The 302-nt window shown below is 66.9% G+C and carries 1 pseudogene; it reads right to left on the bottom strand.

The annotated features are described in order from the left end of the window. Positions 1-302: pseudogene (locus KVT32_RS29630) on the bottom strand (excinuclease ABC subunit A); the annotation flags it as partial.

The raw sequence follows: 302 nt of genomic DNA on the forward strand, positions 1-302 counted from the left end.
AATGCGCGCATTCACGCCATGCAGGTTGTGGCGGTGAATGTCTTGCAGCTCCAGCCAGCCGGTCGCTTCGCGTGCCCGGCTTCCCGGCGCGGGGATCTCATCGAACAGGTAGCGTGCAGTACGCGATTCGGGAATCTTGCGCAGGCCATCCGGCTCGCCGCTGTAGAGCACGCGGGCGCCACGCTCCCCAGCATCCGGCCCGACATCCACGAGCCATTGCGCGCGGCGCATCAGGTCCAAGTCGTGCTCCACCACGAACACCGAGTTGCCGGCGTCGCGCAGCCGGTCGAGTGCGTCGTACA

It is taken from the genome of Achromobacter sp. GbtcB20 (genome assembly GCF_019091095.1).
GTDB classification, from domain to species: Bacteria; Pseudomonadota; Gammaproteobacteria; order Burkholderiales; family Burkholderiaceae_B; genus Achromobacter; species Achromobacter mucicolens.